The organism is Arthrobacter sp. Ld5 (assembly GCF_051172775.1).
Classification (GTDB): domain Bacteria; phylum Actinomycetota; class Actinomycetes; order Actinomycetales; family Micrococcaceae; genus Arthrobacter_D.
In genome coordinates, this window is sequence record NZ_JBPKBO010000005.1 from 124,385 (window position 1) to 141,937 (window position 17,553).

General features: G+C 70.0%; 18 protein-coding genes and 1 tRNA gene. 6 read left to right on the forward strand and 13 right to left on the reverse strand.

Features of this window, described 5'->3' with window-relative positions; genetic code table 11:
- Nucleotides 1–46 precede the first annotated feature (46 nt).
- Both ACSGDB_RS03135 and ACSGDB_RS03140 read right to left on the reverse strand, forming a co-directional pair.
- A complete protein-coding gene (locus tag ACSGDB_RS03135) occupies nucleotides 47–1,684 on the reverse strand; it encodes a solute symporter family protein (protein WP_434992771.1) in 1,638 nt (545 codons plus the stop codon).
- Nucleotides 1,681–2,064 carry a DUF485 domain-containing protein gene (locus ACSGDB_RS03140; RefSeq protein WP_434992772.1) on the reverse strand — a complete coding sequence of 128 codons (384 nt, stop codon included), beginning with the start codon at nucleotides 2,062–2,064 and terminating at the stop codon, nucleotides 1,681–1,683. Before ACSGDB_RS03140 ends, ACSGDB_RS03135 begins: the two co-directional genes overlap by 4 nt.
- Nucleotides 2,065–2,274: 210 nt before the next feature.
- On the opposite strand from ACSGDB_RS03140, the gene ACSGDB_RS03145 reads away from it, so the two are divergent.
- Genes ACSGDB_RS03145 through ACSGDB_RS03160 form a run of 4 tightly spaced genes read left to right on the forward strand, consistent with a single transcriptional unit; the run spans nucleotide 2,275 to nucleotide 6,096 of the window.
- A complete protein-coding gene (locus ACSGDB_RS03145) occupies nucleotides 2,275–3,462 on the forward strand; it encodes a sensor histidine kinase (RefSeq protein ID WP_434992774.1) in 1,188 nt (395 codons plus the stop codon).
- A gap of 19 nt (nucleotides 3,463–3,481) precedes the next feature.
- Nucleotides 3,482–4,201, forward strand: a complete 720-nt coding sequence (locus ACSGDB_RS03150) for a LytR/AlgR family response regulator transcription factor (RefSeq protein WP_434992777.1) — start codon at nucleotides 3,482–3,484, stop codon at nucleotides 4,199–4,201.
- A 16-nt stretch (nucleotides 4,202–4,217) separates the two neighbouring features.
- Complete coding sequence (locus tag ACSGDB_RS03155) at nucleotides 4,218–4,604, forward strand: hypothetical protein (RefSeq protein ID WP_434992780.1); 387 nt, start codon at nucleotides 4,218–4,220, stop codon at nucleotides 4,602–4,604.
- A complete protein-coding gene (locus ACSGDB_RS03160; RefSeq protein WP_434992782.1) occupies nucleotides 4,597–6,096 on the forward strand; it encodes a cation acetate symporter in 1,500 nt (499 codons plus the stop codon). Before ACSGDB_RS03155 ends, ACSGDB_RS03160 begins: the two co-directional genes overlap by 8 nt.
- Before the next feature lies 1 nt (nucleotide 6,097).
- Here the strand turns inward: ACSGDB_RS03160 and ACSGDB_RS03165 are convergent, their stop codons facing one another.
- From ACSGDB_RS03165 to rpsB, 6 genes are all read right to left on the reverse strand, one after another.
- Nucleotides 6,098–6,676, reverse strand: coding sequence for a DivIVA domain-containing protein (locus tag ACSGDB_RS03165; RefSeq protein ID WP_434992783.1), 579 nt, complete (start codon nucleotides 6,674–6,676; stop codon nucleotides 6,098–6,100).
- A 95-nt stretch (nucleotides 6,677–6,771) separates the two neighbouring features.
- Nucleotides 6,772–7,698: a phosphatidate cytidylyltransferase gene (locus tag ACSGDB_RS03170; RefSeq protein ID WP_434992784.1), complete on the reverse strand. Its 927-nt coding sequence runs from the start codon at nucleotides 7,696–7,698 to the stop codon at nucleotides 6,772–6,774.
- The gene (gene frr / locus ACSGDB_RS03175; protein WP_434992786.1) at nucleotides 7,698–8,255 is read right to left on the reverse strand and encodes a ribosome recycling factor; all 558 of its coding nucleotides are present in this window, start codon (nucleotides 8,253–8,255) and stop codon (nucleotides 7,698–7,700) included. The genes ACSGDB_RS03170 and frr overlap by 1 nt, the downstream gene beginning before the upstream one ends.
- 114 nt (nucleotides 8,256–8,369) lie before the next feature.
- Nucleotides 8,370–9,110, reverse strand: a complete 741-nt coding sequence (pyrH, locus tag ACSGDB_RS03180) for a UMP kinase (RefSeq protein WP_434992788.1) — start codon at nucleotides 9,108–9,110, stop codon at nucleotides 8,370–8,372.
- Between the two features lie 176 nt (nucleotides 9,111–9,286).
- Nucleotides 9,287–10,123, reverse strand: coding sequence for a translation elongation factor Ts (gene tsf, locus ACSGDB_RS03185; protein ID WP_434992791.1), 837 nt, complete (start codon nucleotides 10,121–10,123; stop codon nucleotides 9,287–9,289).
- A gap of 76 nt (nucleotides 10,124–10,199) precedes the next feature.
- Nucleotides 10,200–11,135 carry a 30S ribosomal protein S2 gene (rpsB, locus tag ACSGDB_RS03190; protein WP_434992793.1) on the reverse strand — a complete coding sequence of 312 codons (936 nt, stop codon included), beginning with the start codon at nucleotides 11,133–11,135 and terminating at the stop codon, nucleotides 10,200–10,202.
- Nucleotides 11,136–11,568: 433 nt separating this feature from the next.
- On the opposite strand from rpsB, the gene ACSGDB_RS03195 reads away from it, so the two are divergent.
- Nucleotides 11,569–12,225, forward strand: a complete 657-nt coding sequence (locus ACSGDB_RS03195) for a murein hydrolase activator EnvC family protein (protein WP_434992796.1) — start codon at nucleotides 11,569–11,571, stop codon at nucleotides 12,223–12,225.
- A gap of 38 nt (nucleotides 12,226–12,263) precedes the next feature.
- On the opposite strand, the gene ACSGDB_RS03200 is transcribed toward ACSGDB_RS03195, so the two are convergent.
- Complete coding sequence (locus ACSGDB_RS03200; RefSeq protein WP_434992798.1) at nucleotides 12,264–13,454, reverse strand: acyl-CoA dehydrogenase family protein; 1,191 nt, start codon at nucleotides 13,452–13,454, stop codon at nucleotides 12,264–12,266.
- Between the two features lie 173 nt (nucleotides 13,455–13,627).
- Between ACSGDB_RS03200 and ACSGDB_RS03205 the strand changes: the two genes are divergently transcribed.
- Nucleotides 13,628–13,701 (forward strand) — tRNA-Met (locus tag ACSGDB_RS03205).
- Between the two features lie 106 nt (nucleotides 13,702–13,807).
- Here the strand turns inward: ACSGDB_RS03205 and ACSGDB_RS03210 are convergent.
- The 4 genes from ACSGDB_RS03210 to ACSGDB_RS03225 all read right to left on the reverse strand — a co-directional run bounded on the left by ACSGDB_RS03210 (nucleotide 13,808) and on the right by ACSGDB_RS03225 (nucleotide 17,494).
- Nucleotides 13,808–15,037 carry a glycosyltransferase gene (locus ACSGDB_RS03210; RefSeq protein ID WP_434992800.1) on the reverse strand — a complete coding sequence of 410 codons (1,230 nt, stop codon included), beginning with the start codon at nucleotides 15,035–15,037 and terminating at the stop codon, nucleotides 13,808–13,810.
- 48 nt (nucleotides 15,038–15,085) lie between these two features.
- Nucleotides 15,086–15,961 (reverse strand): DMT family transporter, encoded by an 876-nt coding sequence (locus tag ACSGDB_RS03215; RefSeq protein ID WP_434992801.1) that lies wholly within the window; start codon nucleotides 15,959–15,961, stop codon nucleotides 15,086–15,088.
- Nucleotides 15,949–16,572, reverse strand: a complete 624-nt coding sequence (locus tag ACSGDB_RS03220) for a CDP-alcohol phosphatidyltransferase family protein (RefSeq protein ID WP_434992802.1) — start codon at nucleotides 16,570–16,572, stop codon at nucleotides 15,949–15,951. Before ACSGDB_RS03220 ends, ACSGDB_RS03215 begins: the two co-directional genes overlap by 13 nt.
- A gap of 115 nt (nucleotides 16,573–16,687) precedes the next feature.
- Nucleotides 16,688–17,494: a phage holin family protein gene (locus tag ACSGDB_RS03225; RefSeq protein ID WP_434992803.1), complete on the reverse strand. Its 807-nt coding sequence runs from the start codon at nucleotides 17,492–17,494 to the stop codon at nucleotides 16,688–16,690.
- Nucleotides 17,495–17,553: the final 59 nt, after the last annotated feature.

The window sequence follows — 17,553 nt, forward strand, 5'->3', positions numbered from 1 at the left end:
GCCGCCCCACCGTGCGGTGGGGCGGCCTCGATCGCGGGTCGTCGGATCAGTGGTCGGTGGCCTTCTCTGCACCGACACCGGTCAGCGAGCGCACCTCCATCTCCGCCTGCTTCATGGGGTCCTCCGCGGTCCTGGAGAGCGTGGTGCCCAACCAGCCGAGGAAGAACGCCAGCGGGATCGAGACGATGCCCGGGTTGCTGAGCGGGAACACCGCGAAGTCGGCGCCCTGGATCATCGACTTCTCGCCGCCGGAGACCACGGGCGAGAGCGCGATCAGCAGGATCGCCGAGCCGAGTCCGCCGTACATGCTCCACACCGCGCCCTGGGTGTTGAACTTCCGCCAGAACAGCGAGTAGAGGATGGTCGGCAGGTTGGCGCTGGCCGCCACGGCGAAGGCGAGCGCCACGAGGAACGCCACGTTCTGCCCCTGCGCGCCGATGCCGCCGAGGATGGAGAGCAGGCCGATCACGACGACGGTGCGGCGTGCCACCTTGACCTCGCCGTCGGGGTTGACCCTGCCCTTGCGGATCACGCTGGCGTAGATGTCGTGGGCGAAGGAGGCCGCGGCCGTGATGGTCAGGCCCGCGACGACCGCGAGGATCGTGGCGAAGGCGACGGCGGAGATCAGCCCGAGGAGGATGGACCCACCGAGCTCGTAGGCGAGCAGCGGGGCGGCCGAGTTCACGCCGCCCGGGGCGCCCAGGATGCGCTCCGACCCGATCAGCGCGCTGGCACCGTAGCCGAGCACGAGCGTGAACAGGTAGAAGGCGCCGATGAGCCAGATGGCCCAGACCACGGACCGGCGGGCCTCCTTGGCCGTCGGGACGGTGTAGAAGCGCATGAGCACGTGCGGCAGGGCCGCGGTGCCGAGCACGAGCGCGAGGGCCAGCGAGAGGAAGTCGAGCCGCGTGATGGCGCTCAGGCCGTACTGCAGGCCGGGGCTCGTGATCGCCGCGTTGCCGGAGGTCTCGATCGCCGCGCCGAGCAGCGTGGACAGGTTGAAGTTGTGCAGGGCCAGCACCCAGACGGTCATGATGAACGCGCCCGCGATGAGCAGGCAGGCCTTGATGATCTGCACCCAGGTGGTGCCCGTCATCCCGCCGATGAGCACGTACATGATCATGAGCACGCCGACCACGGTGATGACCAGGGACTGGCCGAGGCGGTCGTCGATGCCGAGCAGGAGCGAGACGAGCCCGCCGGCGCCGGCCATCTGCGCGAGGAGGTAGAAGAAGCAGACCGCCAGCGTGGTGATGGCCGCCGCGATGCGGACTGGACGCTGCTTCAGGCGGAAGGACAGCACGTCCGCCATGGTGAACTTGCCGGTGTTGCGCAGGAGTTCCGCGACGAGCAGCAGTGCCACGAGCCACGCGACGAGGAATCCGATGGAGTACAGGAAGCCGTCGTAGCCGTTGATGGCGATCGCGCCGACGATGCCGAGGAACGACGCCGCCGAGAGGTAGTCCCCCGCGATGGCGGTGCCGTTCTGGCCGCCGGTGAACGAGCGGCCGGCGGCGTAGTAGTCGGCCGCGGTCTTGTTGTTCCGGCTCGCGCGGAGCACGATCACGAGGGTGATCGCGACGAAGAGCCCGAAGATGGTGATGTTGAGCAGCGGCGAGCCGACCGTCGTCGTCTCGGTGGCCTGGAGCGGTACGTGGACGCCCGCACTCACGGGAGGGATCATTTCTTTCCGCCTGACGGGTCGATGAACACTTCGGGGGCCGCCGCCTCCAGCTCGTGCCGGAGGTTCGCGGCGATCGGGTCGAGACGCCGGTTGGCGTAGCTGACGTACCACATGGTGATCGCGAAGGTGCTGACGAACTGCAGCAGCCCGAGGACGATGCCGATGTTGATGTTGCCGATCACCGGCGTGGCCATGAACTCGTGCGCGTAGTCGGCCAGCAGCACGTAGGCGAAGTACCAGAGCAGGAAGAACACTGCCATGGGGAAGACGAAACTGCGGTGGCGCTTGCGCAGTTCCCTGAACTGCTCGGTCTGCTGGACTTCGGTGAAGTCGACGGCAGGACCGGAGCCGGCGGCCGGCTCTCCTGGGTGCGAGCCCATGGTTCCTCCTTCATTCTCGGGAGTCACTCCAGCCGCGAGGGCGGCACCGTCGCGGCGCAGGAAGGCACGTCGGTGTGACTCCCATCACTCTGCTGGACGGCCGGGGGCCGCACCAGCCGGACGCGGGCACTCGTCGCCGAGCGTGCGGGTGGGTGCGGTGAACGGTCGCCGCCGCACTGGACGGCGGGCCCGGACGACTACTCTGGAGCAATGTTCAGCGCCGCCGTCGACACCGCCCTGGTGTGCGCCGTCGTCGTCGTCACCCTCGCCGTCGTCGCCTCGCTCGGCTTCCGGCTGTCGCGCTCGTCCCGGGACCTCGGGTCCGACGCCGACCGCGCGACCTACGCCACGCTCCACACCGCGGCCCTCGCCTCCGAGCACCTGCGCGAGGGCCTCACCCCGTCGGGGGCGTCGAAGGCGAGCCGGTACCTGCACGGGCTCCTGCGGTGCGACGTCCTCATGATCAGCGACGACGCCGCGGTGCTTGCCTGGGACGGCGGGCGCGGGACACCGCCGGAGATGATGCCGCTGGTCCGGCAGGTCCTCGAGTCGGGCCGCACCCAGATCTTCCGCCACCAGCGCCTCGAGGCCGCGGGCCTCGCGGAGCCCGGCGAACTGGTGCTCTCCCCCGTCCGCGTGGACGGGCGCGTGGTCGGCACGGTGGGTGCCCTCGCCGACGACGTCGACGCCGGCCTCGTCCGCGCCACCAACGAGCTCGCCGGGTGGGTGTCCACCCAGGTGGAACTCGCCGAGCTCGACTACTCCCGCCGCCTCCTCGCCGAGGCCGAGGTGCGTGCCCTCCGCGCGCAGATCAGCCCCCACTTCATCTACAACTCCCTCAACGCGATCGCGTCCTTCATCAACACCGACCCGCAGCGCGCCCGGGACCTCGTGGTCGAGTTCGCGGACTTCACGCGCTACTCGTTCCGCCGCCACGGCGAGTTCACGACGGTGGCGGAGGAACTGCGCAGCATCGACCGCTACCTCCTGCTGGAACGTGCCCGATTCGGGGACCGGCTGAAGGTCAGCCTCGAGATCGGCCCCGAGGTGCTCAGCACCGTCATCCCGTTCCTCAGCCTCCAGCCGCTCGTCGAGAACGCGGTGCGCCACGGCCTCGATTCGAAGGACGGCATCGGGAACATCACCATCACCGCCCACGACGTCGGCCCCTTCGCCGAGGTGACCATCGAGGACGACGGCGTGGGGATCGATCCCGAGCATCTGCGATCCGTGCTGGCCGGGCACACGGAGGACGTGCACGTGGGCCTGCGCAACGTCGACTCCCGGCTCCGCCAGGTGTACGGGGACGACCACGGTCTCGTCATCGACACGGCGCCCGGCGCCGGCACGCTCATCACGATGCGGGTCCCCAAGTCCCAGCCGGACCACCGGGCGTGAGACGCGTAATCTAGGACCCATGCTCACTGTGGTCGTCGCCGACGATGAACTCCCCGCCGTCGAGGAACTGGCGTTCCTGCTCGGCCGGGACGCCAGGGTGGGGACCATCCACCGCGCCTCGAGCGGCGCGGAGGCGCTCGAGGTCCTGGAGCAGCACAGCGTCGACGCCCTGTTCCTCGACATCCACATGCCGTCGCTCTCCGGGCTGGACATCGCCCGGGTGATCTCCCGCCACAGCCGTCCGCCCGCCGTCGTGTTCGTGACGGCGGACGAGGACCGCGCCCTGGAGGCCTTCGACCTGCGCGCCGTCGACTACCTCCTGAAGCCCGTGCGCACCGAGCGCCTCGCGGAATCCGTCCGCCGCGTGTGCGAGCTGATGGAGGGCTCGACGCCGGCCCCGGAGGTCATCACCGTGGACCAGGGCGGCGTCAGCCGCATGATCAGGCGCGACGACGTGCGCTACGTCCAGGCGCAGGGCGACTACGCGCGCCTGCACACGACCGAGGCCAGCTACCTCATCCGGATCCCGCTCAACGACCTCGAACGCCAGTGGGCCGGGGCGGGCTTCCTCCGCACGCACCGCTCCTACCTCGTGGCGATGGACCAGGTCCGGAAGGTGCGGATCAGCGCGGGCCGGGCGAGCCTGTTCGTCGGCGACGCCGAGCTGCCGGTCAGCCGGCGGCACCTCCCGGACGTCCGCGAGAAGCTCGAGGCGACCCGCCTCCGGCCGGGCCAGTGATCCCCGACCGCCCCCGATGACGCAGGAGCAGCCCGAGCCTCCCCGCCGCGTCAGGGTCACCGCCCCGCGGGCGGCCGCCCGGGCCACCGGGGCGTCGTTCCCCGTGGCCCGCGAGATGGCCGAGCAGTCCGAGCTGGGCCAGCTGTTCGTCGCCTCCCTGATCCGGTCGCAGCTGCGCCTCGCACTCGTGGTGGCGGGCGGCTTCCTGATCATCCTGATCAGCATCCCGGTGCTGCTCGCCGTGTTCCCCGACGTCGGGTCGACGACCGTCCTGACGGTCCCTCTCCCCTGGCTCGTCCTCGGCCTCGGGATCTACCCGCTCGTCATCGGCTGCGCCGTCCTCTACGTGCGCAGCGCCTCCCGCAACGAGCGCCGCTTCCAGGACCTCGTCGACGATGACTGACGCCCTCGACGCCGGCAGCCTGCACCTCAGCCCCGCCGTCGGCTACACCGCCCTGCTCCTCGTGGCCCTCAGCACGGTGCTCATCGGCATCTACGGCCTGAGGATCTCCAGGACCACCGGGGACTTCTACGTCGCCTCCCGGACGGTGCGCCCGTGGTGGAACGCCTCCGCGATCGGGGGCGAGTACCTGTCCGCCGCCAGCTTCCTCGGCGTCGCCGGGCTCATCCTCATCTCCGGGGTGGACGCCCTCTGGTTCCCGATCGGCTACACCGCCGGCTACCTGATGCTCCTGCTGTTCGTCGCCGCTCCCCTGCGCCGCTCCGGCGCCTACACGATCCCCGACTTCGCGCAGGCACGGCTGGACTCGCTGCTGGTGCGCCGCGTGACGAGCATGCTCGTCGTCGTCGTCGGCTGGCTGTACATCGTGCCGCAGCTCCACGGCGCCGCGCTGACGGTGCAGATCACCACGGGCCTGCCGTCGTGGGTGGGGCCGGTGGCCGTCGTCGTCGTGGTGTGCCTGAGCGTGGTCACGGGCGGCATGCGCTCGATCACGTTCGTGCAGGCCTTCCAGTACTGGCTGAAGCTCACGGCGCTCGCGGTCCCGGCGGTCTTCATCCTGTTCAGGCTGGGCGCCGACGGCGCCTCGATCACGGCCGGCGGCGGTGCATTCACGACGGACCTGAACACGACGGCGCACGCCTCCCTCTACGGCACCATCTCGCTCGTCATCGCACTCCTGTTCGGCACCCTCGGCCTGCCGCACGTGCTGGTGCGCTTCTACACGAACCCGGACGGGGCGTCGGCGCGGCGCACCACGGTGCTCGTGCTCGGCCTGCTCTCGGTCTTCTACCTGTTCCCCACCGTGTACGGGATCCTCGGGCGCATCCACACGCCGGAACTCGCGGCGGGCGGCGCCTCGGACGCGACGGTTCTCCTGCTCCCCGGCCGCATCTTCGACGGCGCCACCGGCGACCTCCTGTCCGCCCTGGTGACCGCGGGGGCCTTCGCCGCGTTCCTGTCCACGACGAGCGGCCTCGTCGTCTCGCTCGCCGGCGTGGTGAGCCAGGAGTTCTTCCAGGGCAGCGTGACCGGCTTCCGGCGGGCCGCCCTGCTGTCCACGATCGTCCCCCTGGTGATCGCCCTCCTCACCGACACCCTCGCCCTGGCCGGCAGCGTGGGGTCCGTCTTCGCCTTCACCGCCTCCACCATCTGCCCGCTGCTGCTGCTGGGTATCTGGTGGCGAGGCCTCACGGACGCCGGCGCGATCGCCGGGATGCTCGTCGGCGCGACCCTGTGCGGCGGGGCGATCGCGGCCACCGCCCTGCTCGGGCGGGGGACGGGCGAGGGATGGGTGTGGCTCGCGCAGCCCGCCCTGTGGACGGTCCCGGCGGCGTTCCTCACCATGGTCCTCGTGTCCCGCGCGACGGCGGGACGGCGCCCGACGACGGCGTCCCGGGTGCTGGCACGCCTCCACACGCCCGAGCCGCGCTAGGTCAGTCGATCCCGGCCATCAGTTCGATCACCCGGTCGAGGAACGAGTCCACCTGGTTCTCCTCGTAGCCGTCCCCGCCGCGGGCCTCACGGAACACGGCACGCCGGACGACGTCGACGCTCATCGGCGCCTGGTTCTCGAGGTACTGCAGGAGCTGGTCGCACAGCCGGTCGACGTCCTCGACGTCGTAGCTCGGGGTGCCCTGCTTCGACGGCCGGCGGAAGCGCTCGCCGGCCGGGCGGTGGAGCCTGCGGCGGAGCACCGCGGCGGTCCTGCCGATCTGCCGCAGCCACGCGTCCTCACCCTCGGTCATGATCAGGTGGTCGCGTTCCCGCTGCGCGATGGCGTCCTCGAGGCGGTCCAGCGCGGCGTCGACGGCCTGCGGCTCGTAGCCGCCGCGGACCGGGTCGAAGGCCACGGACCGCACCTCCCGGCTCGTGATGCCGTCCGTCGCCGGGTGCCCGGCGTCGTAGGAACCGCGCGCCCTCGTCAGGAAGCGGTCCACCTGGCGGGTGTTGTAGCCGAGTTCACGCCGTCCGACACGTGCGAAGGGGGCGCTGGCGGGGCGAATGAGGTCCATCTGTTCCGATCCTTCCACCTGAACCTTCGAGGGGCGGTTCAGGGCCCCCTGGCCCCGGGATGCCGCGCCTCCTGGGTTCCGCGGCCAGCCTACGATCAGAGCAGCCCCGGAATCAACGTCGCGGACAGCAGATAGGCCACGGGGCAGGCGAGGACGATCGAGTCGAGGCGGTCCATCACCCCGCCGTGGCCGGGGAGGATAGTCCCCATGTCCTTGACCCCGAGCTCGCGCTTGATCATCGACTCGGCGAAGTCGCCGGCGGTGGCCGAGGCCACGACGACGATGGCGAGGGCGAGGCCGATCCAGAGCGGCTGCCCGAGCAGGAGCACGGCGCAGAGTCCGCCGACGATCAGCGCGCCGCCGATGGAGCCGCCGAAGCCCTCCCAGGACTTCTTGGGGCTGATCTTCGGCGCCATGGGGTGCTTGCCGAAGAACGCCCCGATCAGGTAGCCGAAGGTGTCGTTGGCGACCACGAGCAGCAGGAGCGTGGCGATGATGAGGTAGCCCCCCTCGGCACGCATCAGGAGCATCGCGAAGCTCATCATGAACGGCACCCAGAGCAGGGTGAACGTCCCGGCCATGAGGCTCTTCGCGGCGTCCGGGGTCGGGTCGAGCGAGCGCCAGAGGAAGATGCCGACGACGGCGGCGACGGTCGCGGCGGCGAGCCCCTGGGGACCGCCGAAGTAGGCGGAGAACGGGAGCACGAGCGTCCCGGCCATGGTCGGCACGAGGGGGACGCGGATCCGGCGCAGTCCGAGCGCCCGCGAGATCTCCCACACGCCCACGGCGGCGAAGAGGGTGACGATCCCCCCGAAGACGACGGGGAAGAACAGCAGGCCCACGAGGACGGGGACCAGCAGGCCGGCACCGACGCCGATCGCGGCGGGGAGGTTGCGCCCGGCACGCGAGGGCGCACCCGGCTCCCGGGCGGGCCGTCGCCGCTTCAGCACTCCGACGCCGGACGGACCGCCGGCGGACTTCTGGACACGGGGGCCCGCGCCGGGGGGCTGGGAATCTGCCATCAGACCTCGAGCAGCTCCGTTTCCTTGCGCTTCAGGAGCTCGTCGATGAGGTCCACGCGCGCCTTCGTCATCGCGTCGAGTTCCTTCTCCGCGCGCGAGCCCTCGTCCTCGCCGGCGTCGCCGTCCTTGACGGCCTTGTCGATGCCGTCCTTGGCCTTGCGGCGGACATTGCGGATGGAGATCTTCGCGTCCTCGGCCTTGGTCTTCACCAGCTTCACGTACTGCTTGCGGCGCTCCTCCGTCAGCTCGGGCAGGACCACGCGGATCACGTTGCCGTCGTTGGACGGGTTGGCGCCGAGGTCGGAGTCGCGCAGCGCGCGCTCGATGTCGTTGAGCGAGGCGCGGTCGAACGGGGTGATGAGCAGGGTGCGCGCCTCGGGGTTCTGGAAGGACGCGAGCTGCTGCAGCGGGGTGGGCGCGCCGTAGTACATGACGACGACCTTGGAGAACAGGGAGGCGTTGGCTCGGCCGGTGCGGACCGTCGCGAAGTCCTCCTTTGCGACCTCCACGGCCTTGTCCATCTTGTCGGTGGCTTCCAGCAGGGTCTCTTCGATCACAGTGTCTCCTTCGATCCGCAGTCGGCTGCACGGCAACCGTTCCAGTGGTCAATCCTAGTTCAACGGCACGCCGGGGCCGGGCGCAGCACCGTGCGGCGCCGCCCGGCCCCGGCGCTAGGCGGTGACGACGGTGCCGAGCTTCTCGCCCCGGATGGCGCGCGTGACGTTCCCCTCGCCCTCCATGCCGAAGACCACCATGGTCAGGTTGTTGTCCTTGCACATGGTCATAGCGGTCTGGTCCATGACGCGGATGTCCCGGCGCAGGGCCTCGTCGTAGGACAGCGTCTCCAGCTTCTCCGCCGTCGGGTCTTTGTGCGGGTCCGCGGTGTAGACGCCGTCGACGCCGCTCTTGGCCATGAGGACCTCGTCCGCGTGCACTTCCAGCGCGCGCTGGGCGGCGACCGTGTCGGTGGAGAAGTAGGGCAGCCCGGCGCCGGCGCCGAAGATGACCACGCGGCCCTTCTCCAGGTGGCGGATGGCGCGCCGCGGGATGTACGCCTCGGCGACTTGCCCCATGGTGATGGCGCTCTGCACGCGCGTCTCGACGCCTGCCTGCTCGAGGAAGTCCTGCAGGGCCAGGCAGTTCATCACCGTGCCGAGCATGCCCATGTAGTCGGCGCGGGAGCGGTCCATGCCGCTCTGCGACAGCTCGGCGCCGCGGAAGAAGTTGCCGCCGCCGACCACGATCGCCACCTCGACGTCGCCGACGGTCGCGGCGATCTGCTCGGCCATGCCCCGGACGGTGTCGGGATCGACGCCGAGCTTGCCGCCGCCGAAGACCTCACCGGAGAGTTTGAGCAGGACCCGGCGCCGTCCTGCGGGACCACCCGTCGGAGCAGTGGAAGTGGTGTCCATGAAGTGCCTCCCGGGCATAGTGCTGGGGCCGGTCCTGGTCGGACGGCCGGTGGAGCGGAAGTGGGATGGTGCCGGACCCGTTACAGGATAGGGCGCGCCTCCCGGGCGCAGGAAAGGGCGGCCACCTCGAGGGGTGGCCGCCCTTCACCGTCGTGCTGTCGACCCGGCCCGGAGGCTCAGGCTCCGACGCGGAACCGTGCGAAGGCCGTGGCCTTGGCGTCGGCCTCGGTGAGGACCGCGGCGACGGACTTCTTGGCGTCCTTCGCGAAGGCCTGGTCCACGAGGACACCCTCCTTGAAGAAGCCAGTGAGGCGCCCCTCGACGATCTTCGCGAGGGCCTGCTCGGGCTTGCCCTCGGCGCGGGCCGTCTCGTCGGCGATGCGGCGCTCCGACTCGACGAGCTCGGCGGGGACGTCCTCGCGCGTCAGGTAGGTCGGCGAGTAGGCGGCGATGTGGACGGCCACGTCGTGTGCCGCCGCGACCGCGGCGTCGCCCGAGCCCTCGACGGCGAAGAGCACGCCGACCTGCGCCGGGAGATCCTTGGACGTCTTGTGCAGGTACGCGTCGACGATCGCGCCTTCGATGCGGGCGATGCGGCGCACGTCGACCTTCTCGCCGAGCAGCGCACCGGCTTCGATGACGTGCTCGGAGACGGGCTTGCCCTCCAGCTCGAAGGCCAGGAGGGTCGGCACGTCGGTGGCGCCGGACTCGACGGCGGCGCCGAGCACCTTGTTCGAGAACTCGATGAACGGGCCGGCCTTGGCGACGAAGTCCGTCTCGCAGTTGACCTCGATCATGACGCCGACGTTGCCGTCGACGCGAGCGGCGACGAGGCCCTCGGCGGTGGAACGGCCTTCGCGCTTCGTCGCGCCCTTGAGACCCTTGATACGGATCAGTTCCAGGGCCTTGTCGGCGTCGCCGTTGGCCTCGTCGAGGGCCTTCTTGACGTCCATCATGCCTGCGCCCGTGCGCTCGCGCAGGGCCTTGATGTCAGCGGCAGTGAAATTTGCCATATGAACTCCTAGGTTGAAGTGGATCGGAACATGCGTAAGGGGCATGGTTTGACCCACACCCCTTACGCAACGAGGACTACTTGGTGTCGCCGGCGGCTTCCGTGGCGGGAGCTACTGCTTCGGGGACTTCCTCGGCGATGGGAGCCTGCAGGCCTGCAGGAGCTTCCTCGGCGGCGGGAGCCTCGGCAGCGGGTGCCTCGGTCGCGGGGGCTTCGGTCGCCTCGGGCGCGGCAGCGGCGGCGTCCGAGCTGCCCTGGAGCAGTTCACGCTCCCACTCGGCCATCGGCTCGTCGGCAGCGGCGTCGTTGTTGCCCGAGCGGTTGTGGCGGGCCATGAGGCCCTCGGCAACGGCGTCGGCGACGACGCGCGTCAGCAGGTTGACGGCGCGGATGGCGTCGTCGTTGCCCGGGATCGGGAAGTCGACCTCGTCGGGATCGCAGTTCGTATCGAGGATCGCGACCACGGGGATGTTGAGCTTCTTCGCCTCGTCGATGGCGAGGTGCTCCTTCTTGGTGTCGACAACCCAGACGACCGAGGGGGCCTTGGTCAGGTTGCGGATACCGCCGAGGTTGCTCTGCAGCTTGGTGAGCTCACGCTTGAGGAGCAGGAGCTCCTTCTTGGTGTGGCCCGACCCGGCGACGTCGTCGAAGTCGATCTCTTCGAGTTCCTTCATGCGCTGGATGCGCTTGGAGACCGTCTGGAAGTTGGTGAGCATGCCGCCGAGCCAGCGCTGGTTGACGTAGGGCTGGCCGACGCGCGTCGCCTGGTCGGCGATCGCTTCCTGGGCCTGCTTCTTGGTACCGACGAAGAGCACGGTTCCGCCGTGGGCGACGGTGGCCTTGACGAACTCGTAGGCGCGGTCGATGTAGCCCAGCGACTGCTGGAGATCGATGATGTAGATGCCGTTGCGCTCGGTGAAGATGAAGCGCTTCATCTTCGGGTTCCAACGGCGGGTCTGGTGACCGAAGTGGACGCCGCTGTCGAGCAGCTGGCGCATGGTTACGACTGGCATGATCTGCCTTTCTTCAGCTTCGGCTCGGGCGCGATGCGCCGCCTGAAGCTTGTTGACGGTTGTCTCGGTGCCGGCCGGGGTGGCCGGTACGTCCTGGTACCCGGTCGTCGGATGGACGCGCCCTCCCGAACCGGATGGATCCGGACCGCTGGGTGGGCACTTCGGCGTCGTGCGGAGGCGCCGAATCACAGGTACGCGTAGTCAGCCTGAGGATTCCACGACCCATCGACGCCGGAGGCAAACGGATGTGGGAGCAGCAGACTGCTGGTCCCAGTGTACTACAGCGCAGGCCCGTGATCGGGCCGGCGACGGAGGCCGGCCGGCGGTCCCGGCGGCGCACCGCGCGCACCGGCGGAGGGCCCTTCCTGTGCGGGATGTCCACATACGGCCTCCCCGCGCGCGGCGTCGACGCCGCGGCGGTCAGGCTGGGTCCATGGTTCGTTCCCCCGACCGCCCCGCTCCCCCGTCGGGGCGTCCGCGCCCCCGCACCGGCGTTCCCGGAAGGGCCGCCCGCGCCGCGGGCGCCGCCGTCCTCGCGGTGCTCCTCTGCCTGCAGCCCGGGAGCAGCTACCCAGCCCCTGCCGCTGCTGCGACCCCGGGGCGGGTCGCCGCTGCGCCGTTCGTGCCCGAGTGGTCCTGGCCCCTGACCCCTGCGCCGGAGGTCCTCCGCCCGTTCGAGAAGCCGCCGCAGAAGTGGGAACGCGGGCATCGTGGCGTGGACCTGTCCGCAGGAGCCGGGCCGGTCCGGGTGCTGAGTCCTGCGGACGGCGTCGTGTCCTTCGCCGGGACGGTCGTGGACCGGGGCGTCCTGTCGATCGACCACGGCGATGGCCGGATCAGCAGCTTCGAGCCCGTCTCCACCGGGCTGTCGCGGGGCGACCGCGTCGGCAGGGGGCAGGAGGTGGCCGTGCTCGACGCCTCCCGGGACCGCCGCCGCGTCGACGGTCCGGCGCGCGCCCACTGCGGTCGCCCATGCCTCCACTGGGGGGTCCGCGAGGACGGCGAGTACGTGGACCCGCTGTCTCTCGTGACGGACCGGCGGCCGTCGGTGCTGCTGCCGCTCGACGATTGGCGGACCGGCGGCACGTGAGGCGCGCCGCCGGTGTGCCGTCGGACGGCCGAGGGCGGTCAGACGAACGCGGCGATACCCGTGATCGAGCGGCCGGCGACGAGGGTGTTGATCTCCTGCGTGCCCTCGTAGGAGTAGATCGCCTCGGCGTCCGAGAAGATCTTCGCCATCTCGTAGTCGACGACGATCCCGTTGCCGCCGAGGATGTTCCGTCCGGCCGCGACGCTCTCGCGCATGCGGGCCGTGGTGAACGCCTTGGCGAGGGCGGACTGCTCGTCCTTCGCCCTGCCGGCGTCCTCGAGCTGGGAGAGGCGCACCATCATGCCCATCGAGCTCATCGCGTTGCCCAGGATCTGCACCAGCTGCTGCTGGACGAGCTGGAAGCTGGCGATCGGCCGCCCGAACTGCTCGCGCTCGACGGCGTACCGGCGGGCGACGTCGAAGGCGGCGAGCTGCTGGCCGACGGCCTGCCAGCCGACGGCCAGGCGCGTGACCTTCAGGACCTTGTTCGTGTCGCGGAAGCTGTTGGCGCCCTTCAGGTGGAAGTCGTCGGAGACCACCACGTCGTCGAGGACGATGTCCGCGTTCTCGACGGTGCGGAGGGCGATCTTGTTCTCGATCTTCGACGAGGAGAAGCCCGGGAGCGTGGTGTCCACGAGGAAGCCCTTGACCTGGTTGTCCTCGAGGTCCCGGGCGTAGACGACCACCCAGTCGGAGAAGGTGGCGTTGCCGATCCAGCGCTTGGCACCGTTGAGCACCCATGAACCGCCGTCGCGGCGCGCCGTCGTCCGGGTCCCGCCGGCGACGTCGGAGCCGCCGAGCGGCTCGGTGAGTCCGAAGGCGCCGATCTTCTTCATCGCGTAGATGTCCGGCAGCCACTCCTCCTGCTGCTCCTTCGAGGCCAGGGCCTCGATGGAGCCGGTGAAGAGCCCGTCGTGGACGCCCATGAACGTGGCGAAGGAGGTGTCGGCGCGCGTGAACTCGGCGTGGGTGATGCCGGCGAAGAGGTTGGAGTAGCCCTGGCGGTAGACCGGGCTCATCGGGTCCAGTTCGGCGACCTTCGGGATGAGCTCCTGGGGGAAGGCACCCTTGGTCCACCAGTCGACGGCGTTCGGACGCACCTCGCGGGTGAGCCAGCTCCGGATCTCCTCCAGCCTGGCGCGCTCCTTGTCGGAGAGCAGTTCCTCGAAGGCGAAGAAATCGCCGTCGGCGTACGGGAGGTTGTCGACGTCGATCGTCGTCTTGCTCATGGGATGCCCCTCACTCTGGTCGCCGGCGACCAGCACTGTTCCTCGACCGAATCCTGTGCGGGCAGGCGCCCACGCCACCATGTTACCCGCCGGTAACTTAGGGCGCCAGTGGCACACCGAGGCCTGCACGCGGCGCCCCACGAGTCTTGGTAGGCTTCTACGCGTCGACGTAGGGGGCGGTAGCTCAGCTGGTTAGAGCGCAGGACTCATAATCCTAAGGTCCTCGGTTCAAGTCCGAGTCGCCCTACTTCAGGCCCCCTCTTCCGGGATCACCGGATCGAGCCGGAGGTCGATCCTCACCCCCCCCCCCCCGGCGCCCGCCGCCCTCATCCCGGACGAGCGGGACGGGCATCTCAGTGTGCGGGGGCGCCGAGGTCCGCCTCCCGGGGCGCGGGCCCCTGCGAGGAGAGGGTGCCGTAGTACAGGCCCTCGAACGTCTCCAGCGTCGCCCGGATGTCGTGCGTGCCCACCATGGCCCGGCTCACGGCGCCCATGGCCTCCTGGTCCTCGCGGGGGAGGCTGAGGATCTCCGTGATGCGCTTGCCCAGTTCGTCGGCGTTCCCCGGCTCGAACAGGTAGCCGTTCTCGCCGTCCGACACCAGATGGGGCAGCGCCATGGCGTTGGCGAGCAGCACGGGAGTCGACGCGGACATCGCCTCGAGGGTGACGAGCGACTGCAGCTCGGCGGTACCCGGCTGGCAGAAGAGCGCGGCCCGGATGTAGCTCAGGCGCAGCTCGTCGTCGTCGATCAGGCCGCGGAAGCGGACGCGGTCGCCGATTCCGAGGCGGGCGGCCTGCGCCTGCAGCGCCGGTTTGACCTCACCGCCGCCGACGATCTCGAGGTGCACGTCGAGGTCTTCGGGGGTCTTCGCGACGGCGTCGATCAGCACGTCGATGTGCTTCTCCTCGGCCAGCCGGCCCACGAAGAGGACGGTCGGATGCTCGTGGGGGTCGATCACCTCGCCCGGCCGGACCTCGTAGGCGGCGGCATCGATGCCGTTGGAGACGGGGAGTACCTCGCGCAGGAAGGCGTGGTCGTGCATGGCCTTCGCCGCCAGCGGCGTCGGCGTCGTGACGGCGGCGGCCTTGCCCATGACCTTGCCCATGTCCCGCCACGAGTTCTTCGCCACGATCCTCTTGAACCATTCGGGGAACGGCAGGAAGGGGTTGAGGTTCTCCGGCATGAAGTGGTTGGTGGCCACCACCCGGATTCCCCGCTTCACGGCTTCGTAGAGTGCGTACTGCCCCACCATGTAGTGGCACTGGATGTGCACGACGTCGGGCTGGACCCGGTCGAAGAGCAGGCTGATGTCGCGCTTGATCTCCCAGGGGAGGCAGATGCGCCAGTAGTCGTGGGTGGGGACGCTGTGCGAGCGCAGGCGATGGACGGACCAGGCGCCGTCGGGTTCGGTCATGCTGGGTCCGTTGGAGGGACGCGGGGCGAGGACGTGGACCGCGTGGCCGCGTCCCGACATCCCCTTCGCCAGCCGGTAGCCGAACTGGGCCGCACCGTTCACGTTGGGCGGGTAGGTGTCTGCGGCGATCAGGATGGTCAGGGGCTTGACATCAGCCGGGTAACTCACGGGGGATCCCTACGTCGGTGTGCTGGACAGGTGCTTCGCGGGCCCGGATCAGCGCTGCCGCTTCACCACGTCGGGGTGGTGCCGGGCGAGGGCAACGACCCCAACAATAGCAATGAGGGCCGCCGCCCCCATGCCCAGCGCGACCACCGTTCGGACCTCCGACTGGAGCTCGTCGAGGATGATGATGCCCACGGCGATGCCGACGATCGGGTCGATCACGGTGAGGCCCGCAATGACGAGGTCCGGCGGGCCTGTCGCGTAGGCGCTCTGCACGAACCAGACGCCGAGCGCCACGGCAGCCGCGAGGGCCAGCAGCGTGGGAACCGGGACGTTGAGCAGGAAGCGGCCGTTCGCGTCGAGCAGGTGGCCTGCGACGATCTTGGTCAGGACGGCGACGAACCCGAAGAGGACGCCGGCGCCGAGGATGTAGGCGAAGGCGTTGAGGCGATGCCGGCCCACCACCGCCAGGCTGCCGAACAGCAGGACCGCGGCCGCCAGCAGCAGCACCACGGACAGTTCCTGGGCGGGGCGGATCGCGTGGTTCGGGCGGGTGACGTTGACCGCGAGGATGACGAAGAGGGCGCTCCCCGTCACGCACGCGGTGATCGCGGCGACGGTGGGGCGGTTGATGCGGAGGCCCTGGTCGCGGGCGTTGACGACCGTGGTGATGACGAGCGCGATGGCCCCGATCGGCTGCACCACCGTCAGGCTGGCGAGCGACAGGGCGATGACGTTCAGCGCCGTGCCCGTGACGAGCAGGAAGAGCCCGAACAGCCAGCGCGGGTTGGTGAGGAGGCGGGTGAAGCCCGAGGAGCTGAGGGCGAGCCCGCCCGTGTTCGCACGCACCGCGCTTCCCTGGCGCTGCGCTCCGAACGCGAGGAAGACAGCGCCGAGCAGCGCCAGCGCGATGGCTAGGGCGGGCACGACTGCTGCTCGGCCCGCTCCAGACGGTACTTGCGGTGCGCTGCGATGAGGTAGGCCCAGAAGGCGACGAGGTGCAGCACGCATCCCACGGCGAGCATGCCCTGGGCGAGAACGACGATCCAGTCCTGCTGGAAGCCCTCGACCTGGCCCAGCAGGAGCAGCGGCGCACCCACGAGCATCAGCGCGGTCCGGATCTTCCCCACCGTGATGACGGGGAGGTGCAGCGGCCCGCGGAAGAGGACGAGCGCGTTGAGGATGAGGATGATGTCCGGGATGACGATGGCCCAGACGAGCCAGGCGGGGGCGATGCCGTCGACGACGAAGGTCACGGCGACCACGATCAGGGCGACGCGGTCGGCCACCGGGTCGAGCCACTTCCCGACGACCGACACCTGGTTGAGGCGCCGCGCGAGGTACCCGTCGACCCAGTCGGTCGAGCCGATCACCACGAGCGTGACGACCGCCGCTCCGTAGCGTTGCTCGGTGATGAACCAGACGAACAGCGGGACGCCCAGGAACCGGATCACGGTGACGAGGTTGGGCAGGGTCCAGGCCGTCGTCAGCACCGCGTTGTCGTCGCCCGGCCGTCCTCCGGCCCCGATCAGTCTCATTCCCTGTGCCTCCCCGTCCCATTATGCAGGCAGGCGGCCGGTCCCCCGTCCCGCACCCGCGGTCGGCGGGACGGGGTCGGGCGACCGGCCGCCTGTCGGTCGGCCGGGCTGCCTGCTACTTGCTGAGGAGGCGGCGCAGCATGACGAGCATCGCAGCGACGGACGCCGCGAGGACGCTCAGTGGCTTCCAGCGGTCGGCGAGGCTCGTGTTGAGGGGCACGTCGCGGCGCACGGCGACCGCCGCGGTCTGTCCGGTGCCTGCAGGACCGGCCGGCGTCCGCGCGCCCTGGGGTGCACGGTGGCGGGCGCCGTCGAGGCGTGACTTGACGTCCACGCGGGCACCGAGCGAATCGCGCGCGTCGGCGATGTGTGTCCGGCGCTCCCCCGTACGGCCGCGCAGCTCCTCGTAGGAAGGCTTCGGCTCCTTCGGCTGGGCGTCCTTGCCGGCGTCCTTGGGCTTCTTCTCCTCCTTGGGCTTCTTGACGTCCAGCGTGGCCGGGTCGAAGCTGCGGCCCTCCTTGAGCACGCCGAGGTCGTACCGGATCCCGCGGATCGCATCCTCGGGCAGCAGCGGGAGCTGCTTCTTGAGGCGGGAGACCCCGATCAGCGCGAGGATGCCGCCGATGACGATGAAGAGCAGGGCGACCAGCAGGGCGGCCAGCCATGCGGGCATGATCTCGGCGAGGCCCATGATGGCGGCGACGACCAGTGCGACGGCGAAGAACAGGACGAAGATCAGGGCGACGACGAGGAGGGCGACGGCGATGCCGGCCTTCGTGCCCTTCTGCTTCAGCTGCTCGACGGCGATCGAGAACTCGTCGCTGGCCTGCCTCGGCGTCAGCCGCGCGAGCAGCCTGATGAGTCCGAAGATCGAGAGTGAGCCTGTGGACCGCTTGCCGCGCGTACTAGCCGAGCTGTTCATAGGCCCTGCCTCCATTCGTGTGTGTCTTGCCGGACATTCGCTGAACCAAAATTACCATC

Bases quoted from the DNA above. Each gene is read 5' to 3' on its own strand.
- ACSGDB_RS03160 (WP_434992782.1), top strand. From the start codon at position 4,597: ATGACTGACGCCCTCGACGCCGGCAGCCTGCACCTCAGCCCCGCCGTC.
- ACSGDB_RS03145 (WP_434992774.1), top strand. From the start codon at position 2,275: ATGTTCAGCGCCGCCGTCGACACCGCCCTGGTGTGCGCCGTCGTCGTC.
- ACSGDB_RS03150 (WP_434992777.1), top strand. From the start codon at position 3,482: ATGCTCACTGTGGTCGTCGCCGACGATGAACTCCCCGCCGTCGAGGAA.
- rpsB (WP_434992793.1), bottom strand. From the start codon at position 11,135: ATGCCAGTCGTAACCATGCGCCAGCTGCTCGACAGCGGCGTCCACTTC.
- ACSGDB_RS03140 (WP_434992772.1), bottom strand. From the start codon at position 2,064: ATGGGCTCGCACCCAGGAGAGCCGGCCGCCGGCTCCGGTCCTGCCGTC.
- tsf (WP_434992791.1), bottom strand. From the start codon at position 10,123: ATGGCAAATTTCACTGCCGCTGACATCAAGGCCCTGCGCGAGCGCACG.
- ACSGDB_RS03135 (WP_434992771.1), bottom strand. From the start codon at position 1,684: ATGATCCCTCCCGTGAGTGCGGGCGTCCACGTACCGCTCCAGGCCACC.
- ACSGDB_RS03195 (WP_434992796.1), top strand. From the start codon at position 11,569: ATGGTTCGTTCCCCCGACCGCCCCGCTCCCCCGTCGGGGCGTCCGCGC.
- ACSGDB_RS03165 (WP_434992783.1), bottom strand. From the start codon at position 6,676: ATGGACCTCATTCGCCCCGCCAGCGCCCCCTTCGCACGTGTCGGACGG.
- ACSGDB_RS03200 (WP_434992798.1), bottom strand. From the start codon at position 13,454: ATGAGCAAGACGACGATCGACGTCGACAACCTCCCGTACGCCGACGGC.
- ACSGDB_RS03155 (WP_434992780.1), top strand. From the start codon at position 4,218: ATGACGCAGGAGCAGCCCGAGCCTCCCCGCCGCGTCAGGGTCACCGCC.
- pyrH (WP_434992788.1), bottom strand. From the start codon at position 9,110: ATGGACACCACTTCCACTGCTCCGACGGGTGGTCCCGCAGGACGGCGC.
- ACSGDB_RS03170 (WP_434992784.1), bottom strand. From the start codon at position 7,698: ATGGCAGATTCCCAGCCCCCCGGCGCGGGCCCCCGTGTCCAGAAGTCC.
- ACSGDB_RS03220 (WP_434992802.1), bottom strand. From the start codon at position 16,572: ATGAGACTGATCGGGGCCGGAGGACGGCCGGGCGACGACAACGCGGTG.
- ACSGDB_RS03225 (WP_434992803.1), bottom strand. From the start codon at position 17,494: ATGAACAGCTCGGCTAGTACGCGCGGCAAGCGGTCCACAGGCTCACTC.